General features: G+C 55.6%; 10 protein-coding genes and 1 pseudogene. 6 read left to right on the top strand and 5 right to left on the bottom strand.

Going from position 1 to position 11,716, the window contains the following annotated elements; genetic code table 11:
- Positions 1-48: 48 nt before the first annotated feature.
- From glmS to GR197_RS16525, 5 genes are all read right to left on the bottom strand, one after another.
- Positions 49-1,875, bottom strand: coding sequence for a glutamine--fructose-6-phosphate transaminase (isomerizing) (glmS, locus tag GR197_RS16505; protein WP_131604691.1), 1,827 nt, complete (start codon positions 1,873-1,875; stop codon positions 49-51).
- Positions 1,876-2,448: 573 nt separating this feature from the next.
- Positions 2,449-3,021 carry a nodulation O-acetyltransferase NodL gene (nodL, locus tag GR197_RS16510; RefSeq protein ID WP_003551796.1) on the bottom strand — a complete coding sequence of 191 codons (573 nt, stop codon included), beginning with the start codon at positions 3,019-3,021 and terminating at the stop codon, positions 2,449-2,451.
- Between the two features lie 591 nt (positions 3,022-3,612).
- The gene (locus tag GR197_RS16515; protein ID WP_003551798.1) at positions 3,613-4,824 is read right to left on the bottom strand and encodes a beta-ketoacyl-[acyl-carrier-protein] synthase family protein; all 1,212 of its coding nucleotides are present in this window, start codon (positions 4,822-4,824) and stop codon (positions 3,613-3,615) included.
- Entirely contained in the window at positions 4,825-5,103 is a 279-nt protein-coding gene (locus GR197_RS16520; RefSeq protein ID WP_011654221.1) for an acyl carrier protein, read from the bottom strand.
- Positions 5,104-5,747: 644 nt separating this feature from the next.
- On the bottom strand, positions 5,748-6,680 hold the full coding sequence (locus tag GR197_RS16525) for a LysR family transcriptional regulator (protein ID WP_003551803.1): 933 nt from the start codon (positions 6,678-6,680) through the stop codon (positions 5,748-5,750).
- A gap of 258 nt (positions 6,681-6,938) precedes the next feature.
- Between GR197_RS16525 and GR197_RS16530 the strand changes: the two genes are divergently transcribed.
- The 6 genes and pseudogenes from GR197_RS16530 to GR197_RS32355 all read left to right on the top strand — a co-directional run.
- Positions 6,939-7,529: a NodA family N-acyltransferase gene (locus GR197_RS16530; RefSeq protein WP_131604689.1), complete on the top strand. Its 591-nt coding sequence runs from the start codon at positions 6,939-6,941 to the stop codon at positions 7,527-7,529.
- On the top strand, positions 7,526-8,176 hold the full coding sequence (gene nodB / locus GR197_RS16535) for a chitooligosaccharide deacetylase NodB (protein ID WP_011654222.1): 651 nt from the start codon (positions 7,526-7,528) through the stop codon (positions 8,174-8,176). The genes GR197_RS16530 and nodB overlap by 4 nt, the downstream gene beginning before the upstream one ends.
- Positions 8,177-8,198: 22 nt before the next feature.
- Positions 8,199-9,476, top strand: coding sequence for a chitooligosaccharide synthase NodC (nodC, locus tag GR197_RS16540; RefSeq protein ID WP_003551808.1), 1,278 nt, complete (start codon positions 8,199-8,201; stop codon positions 9,474-9,476).
- Between the two features lie 37 nt (positions 9,477-9,513).
- Positions 9,514-10,548, top strand: a complete 1,035-nt coding sequence (nodI, locus tag GR197_RS16545) for a nodulation factor ABC transporter ATP-binding protein NodI (protein WP_011654224.1) — start codon at positions 9,514-9,516, stop codon at positions 10,546-10,548.
- A 3-nt stretch (positions 10,549-10,551) separates the two neighbouring features.
- Positions 10,552-11,331 carry an ABC transporter permease gene (locus GR197_RS16550; RefSeq protein ID WP_131604687.1) on the top strand — a complete coding sequence of 260 codons (780 nt, stop codon included), beginning with the start codon at positions 10,552-10,554 and terminating at the stop codon, positions 11,329-11,331.
- 7 nt (positions 11,332-11,338) lie between these two features.
- Positions 11,339-11,462: pseudogene (locus GR197_RS32355) on the top strand (DUF982 domain-containing protein); the annotation flags it as partial.
- Positions 11,463-11,716: the final 254 nt, after the last annotated feature.

Below are 11,716 nucleotides of genomic sequence, written 5' to 3' on the forward strand. Positions count from 1 at the left end.
GTCCTGGATTTTCCGGGAGGCGATTTGCGATCTAACCAATCGTCACAATCATTCGACTGTGACCGATTTAGCTAGATTCCGCGGCTGGTCCACATCTGCCCCCATAACGACCGCGGTATGATACGCAAGAAGCTGCAGCGGCAGAGAGAAGATCATCGGCGCGATAATCTCCGCAACATCGGGTAATACGATAGTGTGCATGGTGGGAAGCTTTGACATCGAAGCTCCCGTTTCGTCGGTGATCAGAATGATGCGGCCGCCGCGGGCGGCCACTTCCTGCATATTGGAGACAGTTTTATCGAAGAACCGATCATGTGGCGCGATGACAATGACTGGCATATTTTCATCGATCAGGGCGATCGGACCGTGTTTTAATTCTCCTGCCGCATAACCTTCAGCATGGATATAGGAAACCTCCTTGAGCTTCAGCGCACCTTCCATGGCCAATGGGAAACTCGTGCCGCGGCCGAGATAGAGCACGTCGCGGTAATGCGACAATTCCCGAGACAAGAGTTCGATCTCCGGCGTGATGTCGTTCAGCACCTGTCGCATAACGCCCGGCAAGGTCGCCAAACTTTGGACGAGCACCTGTTCCTCGTCGTCTGTGATCGTGCCCCGCGCCTTGCCTGCGCCGATGGCTAGCGCAGCGAGAACAGCAAGCTGGCAAGTGAATGCCTTGGTAGAAGCAACGCCGATCTCTGGCCCGGCGAGGATCGGAAAGATGGCATCTGCCTCGCGGGCCATAGTTGATTCTCGCGTATTGACGACAGCGCCTATTCTCAGACCATGTGCTTTGCAATAGCGCAGCGATGCAAGCGTGTCAGCCGTCTCACCAGATTGAGAGATGAAGAGCGCTGCCGACCGCGGCGACAACGGGATTTCTCGATAACGGAATTCAGAGGCGACATCAATTTCAACGATTAAGCGTGCGTAGCGCTCGAACCAATATTTGCCAATTAGTCCCGCAAGATATGCCGTGCCGCAGGCGGAGATCGCGAGGCTCTCAACCCCGGCGAAATCGATGTCGGTTGAAGTCGTTGTGACATGACTATCGTTGACATTGATGTAGTGACCAAGAGCACGGGCGATGACCTCCGGTTGCTCGTAGATTTCCTTCTCCATAAAATGCGGGTGATTGCCCTTGCCGACCAGGTCTGCGGTAGCAAGCGATATGTGCCGTGGGCGCGTAACGACATTGCCTTCGATATCGAAAACCTGGACACTCGTTTTGCCTACAACAGCCCAATCGCCATCGTTCAGATATGTGATGTCATTCGTGAACGGAGCAAGAGCGATCGCGTCGGAGCCTAGAAACATCTCACCATCGCCGTGGCCTATCACTAACGGTGGTCCATTGCGCGCCACCATTATGGTCGCGGGATCATCCTCAAACAGGATGGCAAGAGCGAAGGCGCCCTCGACGCACTTCAACATGGCATGCATTGCCTCAAGGCATCCCATGCCATCCCGGCGGAATTTTGTCAGGAGATGCGCAATCACCTCGGTGTCCGTGTCAGTCTGGAACTTGGCCCCTACCTCCGCCAATGCGTCCTTTAGCTTGGAGAAATTTTCGATGATGCCGTTATGAACAACGGCTACACCATCGGTAAAGTGCGGGTGAGCGTTGCATTCTGTCGGTGCGCCATGGGTCGCCCATCGTGTGTGGGCAATGCCGACAGTGCCGCTCAGGGGCGCTTCCTTCAATCTCGTTTTAAGGTTCCCGAGCTTGCCTTCCGCACGGCGCCGGTGCAATTCTCCTTCGAAGATCGTAGCAACGCCGGATGAATCATAGCCGCGATATTCCAGCCGCCCCAAGGCTTCGATCAGCCGCTCCGACACGGGCTTATGTCCCACTATGCCAACAATCCCACACATGCTCGTCACCCATGTCCCAAGAGCCCCCGACAGGTAATCAGGAGGCGGACGCCGCTCGGCGCGTGTCCTCCAGCGCGTGCTAATAAATCCAAACAGATTAGTAAAATTGATTGTTGGGATAGCTATCATCCACGATATGGATGTCGCCCACTCGGGTTGCGTCGATTAGACGCTGTAGGCAGCGCATGATGCCTTCTGCAAAGTGTCGACTGATAAGCTACGACCGGGGCGTGGGGCACCTGCCTCTGAAAATGTTCGCGCCAACAGGAATTGTTATTTGCCGACGACATGCCGCCAATTGTTTTTCATCGGCGCACGGGCTGAAAGGCAATTCGTTTTTCTGCAGGTGAAGCGGTATGTGTCTGCGGGCTGACCCTAAGGCGTAGTTGCCCCTTTGCATGCAAACATGATCACGAATCGGTCAGCAGGACTGCGCAGCCGCATTTGCAAAGAGGTTGGCGTCAGAGTGAAAGTGCCGACAGTTGGAACCGAAAGGGCCATGGCGGCCAGAAGTCCGTTCGCAGAAGCAAAGAAACCAGCCCTTTACCGCCGGATTTACCCCAAGGCCTGCTTTTATGATTTCGGCAAGCGTCCACCAGCCTTGACCCGAGCTGGATTTCCCATGGCCGTGCTTCCTGCAGGAACATCTCGCGTGACCACACTACCAGCGCCAATGACAGCGTGATCGCCAATTGTCACGCCCGGGAGAATGATTGCTCCACCGCCAATCCAGGCGTGCCTGCCAATGCTGACAGGTCGTCCCAACTGCAGTCCAGCCTGGCGCTGCTCTGGATCATGTGGATGGTCCGCGGTGTAAATCTGCACAGCAGGGCCTATTGCGGTTCCGTCACCGATAGTTACCGCTGCCACGTCAAGAATGACGCAGTTGTAATTGATGTAAACCCAAGCTCCGATCCGGATGTTGAACCCGTAATCGCAGTGGAACGGAGGACGAATAACCGCTCCAAGCCCGACTGCTCCCAATCGTTCTAAAAGGAGCCCATTCCACCGCTCGGCGGAGTCGCCCAGCGTGTCATTATACCGCTTCAACCAAGCCCCGGTGAGGAGCAACTCGGCTTGGATCTCGGGGTCCGCTGCGTTGTACATTTCGCCTGCTAGCATCTTCTCTTTTTGGCTGCGTGTCATCGTATCTTCTCAGATCTTGTTCGTGGGGGTGGTCGGTGATTGCCGCTGGAATTCAACTAATAACGGCAGAGCTCACAGAGGAGTAAACAGCAATCTTTCCCCTTTGGCGGCCGGTTGAAGTCGTCTGCTCAAGCGAGGCAAATCCTGCACAAGGGGCTGACGGCACCAGCGACCTTGCGTTTCACCAGCTCGGGGAGGGCACAATCAGATGTGCGGATTCAACTTGGCAGGTTCCGTACACAGCGGCAAGCGCCCCAAAAACACCGGACCAGCGACTTTCGCGATCAAGCTGGCACCTGGCGGGATATCGGGTGAAGGCAGAGGTGGAATCGAAAGCAACACTCCTTATTCGCGGGCAGAAAAGGTGAGGCCTAAACTTTGGTCGCCGGCGAGCCGCGTGAGAGCTCCCGGCGTCGAAAAATAGCGGGCTCCAGCTCCCCGCGACACGTGGTGAATTCGGTGTAGCGTGAGCTTTCAGATGCCTGAGTATCTGCGGAATTGCAGCGAAGCCTTGCTGAAGGGAATCGGCGGCGCCTGGTTCAGGCATTTGCTGCTGGCCCTACAAGGGGTTCAATCGTGACGGTCTTAACTTCATGGCACCTGCTTGAACGCAAGGACAGCATTCATGCCGCCCATGGCGAAGGCGTTGCTCATGGCCACGCGCACCTTTCGCTCCCGGGGCACATTAGGGGTCACATCCAGGTCACAATCGGGGTCTGGCTCGCGATAGTTGGCGGTGGGCGGCACGACACCCTCTTGGATCGCCATCACGCAGGCTATCATTTCGAGCGCACTTGCTGCCCCGAGGCAGTGCGCGTGAGTGGATTTGGTAGAAGAGATGGACATCGATCGAGCATGGTCACCAAAGACGCGCTTAATCGCCGTCGTTTCGATCTGATCGTTGGCCTTGGTGCCGGTGCCATGGGCGTTGAGGTAGTCTACATCCTCGGCATTTAAACTCGCATCAACAAGGCAGGCGCGCATCGCCGCCTCCGGCCCATGCACAGCTGGTGCAGCGATGTGGTAGGCATCGGCGGAAAGGCCGATGCCGGCGACCTCGGCAAGCATCGTTGCACCGCGGGCGGCGGCATGCTCATAGCTTTCCAGCACGGCCATGCCCGCACCCTCGCCCAAAACTAGTCCTTTCCTGTCGGCCGAGAATGGCCGGCAAGTATCTGGAGCGAGTACGCGCATTGCTTCCCATGCCTTAAGCACGATCCACACGAGTGGCGCGTCGCTTCCTCCAGCTAGCATAACGTCCGCCCTACCGAGCTTGATCTGATCTACCGCTGAAGCGATCGCATGGTTGGCCGAGGCGCAGGCAGAGGTGGCACCGAAGACTGGCCCCCGCAGCCCGAGGTTCATGCTTACCTGACAGGCAGCCGCGCTAGGCATTGCCTTTACCCCAGTGAATAGCTCAGTGCGAGTCGCGCCGCCCAATAGGAGGGTGCGGTAGGCCTTCTCGGTAGCGTCCCAGCCGCCAAAGCCAACGCCCACTGTCGCGCCGAAACGGTGGGCATTTCCTTCATTGCACGAAAGGCCGGCCTGTAGCATGGCTTGTTTAGCTGCAAGCACGGCTAGCAGGCTGAAGCGGTCCATGGAGATGAGCTGTTTGCGATCAATGTCGTGTTGAGGCAGCACCTTGATCTCGGTCCCGATCATCCCCTTCAGCTCATGAATCTCTGAGTTTGAGATCGGGCCGATGGCGGAGCGGCCTTCGCGCATCTCCGTCCAGATAGAGGAAGCATCGGTGCCCAGTCCGCACAGTCCGCCCAATCCGGTGATAACGACGCGCCTGTCCATTCAGACCTCCTTGGTGAGCAAGCCACGGACGGCTTCCACCACGTCGCCGATATTGTTGAGGTTCGACCAGGCATCGGCCGTATTCATCTCGATCTTAATGCCGTAGAGCTGCTCCAGATCCCAAAGGACATCGGCCAAACCCAGCGAATCGATGCCAAGTGAAGTCAACTCAGTGTCAGTCGTTATTTCGCCGAGGGCTACGCTCGTTCTTTCGCCGTTTTCAGCTTTGACGAGCTTATTGATCGCACTGATAATTTCCAGTGTGAGTTGATCAGCCATTTGTATTCCTCTCCATCATGCCTAATTTCGACAAGCCGACGGCCTTGCGAGAAGGCTCGATCTAATTGCTGCGAACATCGGAAGATGTTCCGGCTCGTCTGCGAAGTGACGACAGAAACCAATAAAACTTACCGGAATCTCGCCGCGCGGCTGCCCTGCTATGGATCATATGGCATCATTGGTAAAATTGATTGTGTGGATCAAAAGCATCCACACTATGGATTGTGGCTCGACATATTGCCGCGGCTAACTTCTCGCGCCGGCGCCGTTGCAAATCCTTAAGAACAAGTATTGCGGGATCGAAAGTAGAGCTTCGGCTACTATCCCGGGTCGGCGCGTTGCTCAATTTCGCGCAGAAGGCATGTGCGGAAGGTCGGGGAAGTCGCCGCAGCTGGATGCTGGTTTCCGCGATGGGCCGAACATAAGTTACAGGAATAAAGTTTTGAATCACTTTTGCATGAGGCCAGGGAAAGCATTACGAATCGCACCTTCTCAGATAGAAACGATCGCTCTCGGCAATAGCTTCGATTGCTAGCTGAGCTGAGGCGGCGGGGGGCCGCCTGTAACGTAATACCTCCTTTGGGAACACAGCCAATGCGTATGGATCTAATTACTGGGGCTGTGAAATGAGCCGACGGTGCCGCTTACGACGTACAACTTTCCATCTCAGATTCCATGCGCAAAGCCTCTTGGATCATAATCTCGCGCATCCAGATGTTTCCAGGATCAGTGTTGTGAAGAGCCGGCCATTGGACAGCCTCAGTGAACGAAACAAGCGGCAAAGGATGCTCAATGATTCTTAGTGGGATAGTTCGTTCGTAATGTTTGACCAGCCGCAGGGGGATGGTTGCTATTCGATTAGTGCCAGACAGCAATGGCGGGATCAAGTTAAACCCCGGGACGACGAGCTCAATACGCCTCTTGAGGCCGTGCTGCATCAATAGCCATTGCTCTACGGAAGGCTTGAGACCACGTCCGAACTTAGCCGCAACATGTCCCATGGACATATATTGCTCCAAGGAGAGCTGCCCTTGTAACTGCTCGTTCGTAGGGCAGCCGACGCACACCAGTCTCTCTTCGAAAAGCCTTGCCTTCGGATGGGCGCCGGACATGAATAAGTCCGGGAGGATCAGAAAATCGACATCACCACGGCGGAGAAGCTCCTCCGGATCGTCGTCAAGTGGCAGCAACTCGAAGCTGACTCCTGGCGCCTCCCGAGCTAAGCGCAGTATTATCTTGTCGAAGAAGACCAGTGCCATGAAGTCTGAGAGGATAATTCTGAATCGGCGGTCGGACTCCGCTGGGTTTATTGGATCCCAAGCGATAACGGAGAGCTGAATATGCAAGAGGGCTTCGCGAACAGCGGGGGCAAGTGCCTCTGCACGCGGGGTCGGAACTAGCTCCCGTCTCTGCATGATAAAAAGGTCGTCGCGGAAATAGTCGCGCAACCTAGAGATGGCAGCGCTCATGGCGGGTTGGCTGAGGTTGATGCTGCGCGCCGCTGCTGTGAGCTTGCGCTCGGTCATTAGAGCGTCGAGTGCTACAAGAAGGTTTAGATCTAGGCCTTTAAAACGCATGGGTTGAATATCCATTCCATAGATGATTGCCATCCAAACAATCAATTTTACCAATCTTTCGGATCACTTATAGAAAACCCGGAACTTGATCAATATCAGGACCAGGAACTAAAAAACGAAGCGCCGGGCAGGGGCCCGATTTGAGACTCTTACATCTCTTAACCGCTCGATTGCCTAACCGGCAATCCAACAAGTATGCGCAACAATATCGCGCAGCTCTGATCGTGGTTGGGCGAAGAAACAACTTGGAGCTTTTGCATGTCTTCTGAAGTGCGATGGAAAATATGCTGGGAAAATGAGCTGGAAGCTTCCGACCACGCGGAACTCGCCGATTTTTTTTGCAAGACCTATGGGCCGACGGGAGCGTTCAATGCCAAGCCGTTCGAGACTGGCCGAAGCTGGGGTGGTGCGAGGCCCGAACGCCGCGCAATCGCATATGACTCGCACGGCGTCGCTAGCCACATGGGCTTGTTACGCCGCTTCATAAAAGTCGGTACGACTGAATTGCTTGTGGCCGAGCTAGGCCTGTACGGAGTGCGACCGGATCTAGAAGGATTAGGCATCGCTCACTCGGTCCGCGCTATGTTTCCGATTCTGCGCGAGTTGAGCGTTCCATTTGCTTTCGGAACAGTTCGCCACGCCATGCGGAATCATATGGAAAGATACTGCCGAGACGGTACCGCAAATATCATGACCGGGCTGCGTGTGCGCTCGACGCTTCCAGACGCGCATTCCGACCTGCCAGCCACGCGCACTGAAGATGTCCTCGTATTGGTGGTTCCCGTCGACCGTCCAATGACTGAGTGGCCCGCGGGCTCGTTGATTGAACGAAACGGGTCGGAACTATGAAGCGGCCCGCATATATGAGCGAAGTACCGGTCAATCACACAAGCGGCCAGGAAGCTCGCTGCGTTTACTTGACGTTCGACGACGGTCCTAATCCATTCTGCACGCCGCAAATCCTGGATGTTCTAGCTGAGCACCGCGTTCCGGCGACATTTTTTGCTATCGGCTCATACGTGAAGGATCACCCCGAACTCATTCGGCGTCTTGTGGCGGAAGGTCATGATGTCGCCAATCATACCATGACGCATCCCGACCTCGCCACCTGCGATCCCAAGGATGTGAAACGTGAAATAGACGAGGCGCATCAAGCTATTGTCTCGGCCTGTCCCCAAGCCTTGGTCCGGCACTTACGAGCGCCTTACGGGGTTTGGACTGAAGACGTCCTTTCAGCATCGGTGAGGGCTGGACTTGGAGCCGTTCACTGGTCGGCCGACCCTAGAGACTGGTCTTGCCCGGGCGTCGACGTGATCGTTGATGAGGTGCTTGCTGCTGCTCGGCCTGGGGCAATCGTGCTTTTGCACGACGGGTGTCCTCCCGATGAGGTGGAGCAATGCTCGCTTGCCGGACTCCGTGACCAGACGCTCATAGCACTCTCTCGAATTATTCCGGCACTGCATAGCCGCGGATTCGAGATTCGTTCACTTCCCTGAAACACTGGACAAACGAGAAACCATGACCCTGCTCGCAACAACCAGCATCGCCGCCATCTCGCTTTATGCAATGCTCTCCACCGTTTACAAGAGCGCGCAGGTCTTTCATGCTAGGCGGACAACGATCTCAACAACACCTGCGAAAGACATTGAAACCAACCCCGTGCCAAGCGTTGATGTCATCGTGCCGTGCTTCAACGAGGACCCAATCGTTCTTTCGGAATGCCTCGCGTCGCTTGCGGAGCAAGATTATGCCGGAAAATTGCGCATCTATGTAGTCGACGACGGCTCCAAAAATCGCGACGCGGTTGTGGCTCAGCGCGCTGCCTATGCAGACGATGAGAGATTCAACTTCACAATTCTCCCTAAAAATGTTGGAAAGCGCAAAGCGCAAATCGCCGCTATAACCCAGTCCTCTGGGGATCTCATTTTGAATGTGGACTCAGACACCACGATCGCCCCCGACGTCGTATCTAAGCTTGCCCACAAAATGCGGGATCCAGCAGTCGGTGCGGCGATGGGCCAAATGAAAGCCAGTAACCAGGCGGACACCTGGCTAACTCGCTTGATTGACATGGAGTACTGGCTTGCCTGCAACGAGGAGCGCGCGGCACAAGCTCGCTTCGGTGCAGTTATGTGTTGCTGCGGCCCATGTGCGATGTACCGTCGGTCTGCTATGCTTTCGCTGCTCGATCAGTACGAGACGCAGCTTTATCGCGGCAAGCCGAGTGACTTCGGCGAAGATCGCCATTTGACGATTCTCATGCTGAGCGCAGGCTTTCGAACTGAGTATGTTCCGAGCGCCATCGCGGCGACAGTCGTTCCAGACACGATGGGTGTTTATCTACGCCAACAACTACGGTGGGCACGCAGCACCTTTCGGGATACTTTGCTTGCGCTTCCTGTACTGCCTGGTCTCGATCGGTATCTCACGCTGGACGCAATCGGGCAAAATGTCGGCCTGCTACTTCTTGCGCTGTCGGTATTGACAGGAATTGGCCAGTTTGCGCTGACCGCCACACTGCCCTGGTGGACGATCCTGGTCATTGGATCCATGACTCTTGTACGCTGTAGCGTGGCTGCCTATCGCGCCCGCGAACTTAGGTTTTTGGGTTTTGCTCTCCACACGCTCGTGAACATCTTTCTCTTAATTCCCTTGAAGGCCTATGCCCTTTGTACCCTATCCAATAGCGACTGGCTGTCGCGCGGATCAGTCGCGATTGCGCCCACTGTTGGGCAGCAGGGCGCTACCAAAATGCCAGGGCGGGCGACATCTGAAATTGCCTATAGTGGCGAGTGATGAACGCGTCACTGCAGCTCAAAATCTGGGACAAGAAATGAACGGGCAATTAACGAATTTGAAGACGACGATCGCTGATCGGCACCAGGATCATCTCATCCTATCGGAGCGGCAGCACCAATGGAAATTTAAGGCAATGGATTCGCCTTCTGGCTCATTGTCCCCAGTCGCAATCGACCTGGCCGGCGTTTCGAAATCATATGGTGGTAAAATCGTCGTCAATGACTTGTCGTTTACTATCGCCGCAGGAGAATGTTTTGGTCTTTTAGGACCGAACGGCGCAGGTAAAAGCACGATCACCCGTATGATCCTAGGAATGACGTCGCCGAGTGTAGGCAAGATCACTGTACTCGGAGCGCAGGAGCCGGGCCAGGTTCGCTTGGCGCGCGCGAAAATCGGGATCGTGTCTCAGTTCGATAATCTCGACCTGGAATTCACGGTCCGTGAGAACCTTTTGGTATACGGCCGCTACTTCCGCATGAGCACCCGAGAAATCGAAACGGTCATCCCATCGCTGCTTGAATTTGCGCGACTTGAAAGCAAGGCGAATACGCGTGTGGCAGACCTATCGGGAGGAATGAAGCGGCGCCTCACTTTGGCGCGTGCGCTCATTAATGACCCGCAGCTACTCATTTTGGACGAGCCGACCACCGGTCTCGACCCACACGCGCGCCACTTGATCTGGGAACGACTTCGATCGCTGTTGGCACGCGGCAAGACAATTCTTCTGACGACCCATATCATGGAAGAGGCGGAGCGCTTGTGCGACCGGCTGTGCGTGCTTGAAGCTGGCCGAAAGATCGCCGAAGGCCGACCGCATGCCCTGATCGAGGAGCAGATTGGCTGTCCCGTGATCGAAATTTATGGTGGCGATCCGCAGGAGCTAAGTCTTTTGATCAGGCCGAATGCTAGGCGACTGGAAATCAGCGGAGAGACCCTGTTCTGCTACACGCCTGATCCAGAGCAGGTGCGCGCGCAACTGCGTGCATATTCGAACCTGCGCTTGCTGGAGCGTCCACCAAATCTAGAGGATGTCTTCTTGCGGTTAACCGGACGCGAGATGGAGAAGTAGACGATGGGCGTAGCAACATTACCCGCCGGCGGTTTGAACTGGCTCGCAGTTTGGCGCAGAAACTATCTGGCTTGGAAAAAAGCGGCGCTGGCATCCATTCTCGGAAATCTAGCCGATCCCATAATATACCTATTCGGGCTCGGCGCTGGATTGGGAGTGATGGTCGGGCGCGTTGACGGCGTATCGTACACTGCATTTTTGGCGGCTGGAATGATCGCGACAAGCGCGATGACTGCTGCAACCTTCGAGACTATCTATGCGGCCTTTGGCCGAATGCAGGGCCAGCGCACCTGGGAAGCAATGTTGTACACACAGCTCACGCTAGGGGATATCGTCGTTGGGGAAATGGCGTGGGCAGCAACCAAGGCGTCGCTCGCAGGCACCGGTATTGGTATCGTCGCCGCCATGTTGGGATACACTCACTGGCTGGCTCTTCTCTATGCTCTTCCGGTCATCGCCATCACGGGCTTAGCCTTTGCGAGCCTTGGAATGGTCGTCACGGCCCTCGCGCCCAGCTACGATTATTTCATATTTTATCAAACGCTGGTCATCACACCGATGTTGTTCTTATCAGGCGCGGTCTTTCCCATAGACCAATTGCCTGTAGCGTTCCAGCAGCTAGCGGCCTTCTTGCCCTTGGCACATTCGATAGATGTTATCCGCCCGACGATGCTGGGCCAACCAATAACCAATGCCTGCCTGCATATCGGTGTTCTCTGCATCTACATAGTTGTGCCATTCTTCATGTCGACCGCATTGCTTCGGCGGCGACTAATGCGGTGACGGATGCTGCTTCACATCATCATCAGCACTCACGCCGGTTTTGGGGGCGAGGCCCGGCATCCCGCAAGATCGCATGGACGCTGGGCGACACGGCGCGTCTTCTGATCAACGCATGGCCTTGCGATGACGGGTTGCTATCAAAGCTAGCGCATTGAGCGGTAAGCGCCGTTTTCCTCCCACCTCTCGGGTCGCCGGCTGATCGTTGATGTTGTGCCCGAACAGGGCTTCGACATATGACGATTACAGGGTTTACGCGTAGTGAGCGTCCGGCGAGCGGATTTTGCTGATCGGGCAAATCGGGCGATGTTCTGGCATTAGAACCAGCATTAGTGCTGACATTAATACCAGATCGAAGAGGTTGCATGGCTCGCATGGAGATCATGTC

It is taken from the genome of Rhizobium phaseoli (assembly GCF_010668805.1).
Classification (GTDB): Bacteria; Pseudomonadota; Alphaproteobacteria; order Rhizobiales; family Rhizobiaceae; genus Rhizobium; species Rhizobium phaseoli_A.

Coding starts and splice junctions, on each gene's coding strand:
- GR197_RS16515 (WP_003551798.1), bottom strand. CDS start 4,824: ATGGACAGGCGCGTCGTTATCACCGGATTGGGCGGACTGTGCGGACTG.
- GR197_RS16530 (WP_131604689.1), top strand. CDS start 6,939: ATGTCTTCTGAAGTGCGATGGAAAATATGCTGGGAAAATGAGCTGGAA.
- GR197_RS16525 (WP_003551803.1), bottom strand. CDS start 6,680: ATGCGTTTTAAAGGCCTAGATCTAAACCTTCTTGTAGCACTCGACGCT.
- GR197_RS16520 (WP_011654221.1), bottom strand. CDS start 5,103: ATGGCTGATCAACTCACACTGGAAATTATCAGTGCGATCAATAAGCTC.
- nodI (WP_011654224.1), top strand. CDS start 9,514: ATGAACGGGCAATTAACGAATTTGAAGACGACGATCGCTGATCGGCAC.
- nodC (WP_003551808.1), top strand. CDS start 8,199: ATGACCCTGCTCGCAACAACCAGCATCGCCGCCATCTCGCTTTATGCA.
- nodL (WP_003551796.1), bottom strand. CDS start 3,021: ATGACACGCAGCCAAAAAGAGAAGATGCTAGCAGGCGAAATGTACAAC.
- nodB (WP_011654222.1), top strand. CDS start 7,526: ATGAAGCGGCCCGCATATATGAGCGAAGTACCGGTCAATCACACAAGC.
- GR197_RS16550 (WP_131604687.1), top strand. CDS start 10,552: ATGGGCGTAGCAACATTACCCGCCGGCGGTTTGAACTGGCTCGCAGTT.
- glmS (WP_131604691.1), bottom strand. CDS start 1,875: ATGTGTGGGATTGTTGGCATAGTGGGACATAAGCCCGTGTCGGAGCGG.